This is a genomic window from Acinetobacter brisouii (assembly GCF_008993995.1).
Taxonomy (GTDB): domain Bacteria; phylum Pseudomonadota; class Gammaproteobacteria; order Pseudomonadales; family Moraxellaceae; genus Acinetobacter; species Acinetobacter brisouii_A.
Genome location: NZ_BKNN01000210.1, coordinates 1 through 249 on the forward strand (window position 1 = coordinate 1; position 249 = coordinate 249).

Annotated in this window: 1 pseudogene; it reads right to left on the reverse strand. The window is 44.6% G+C overall.

From position 1 onward, the window contains the following. Positions 1–249, reverse strand: a pseudogene (locus GBN19_RS15695) (transposase); the annotation flags it as partial.

Genomic DNA, 249 nt, shown 5'->3' on the forward strand with positions numbered 1-249 from the left:
CAAACTTCGCCGATGATAGCCTGACCATTTCTTCCAAATAGTTCTTCCTAAACGCTTAACTGTTCTAAGCAAGTCATTGCGCTCTAGCGAGCCCATCTTTTTATCTTTCCATGGCTTGGCATTTTTTTCTGGGTGGAATCACTGCATGTGCTTGCCGATCTGCAATGACCTGACGGCATTGTTTTGTGTCATAAGCCCCGTCGGTATAGACTGAATCAATCTGCTCATCCAACGGGATTTGATCAAGTA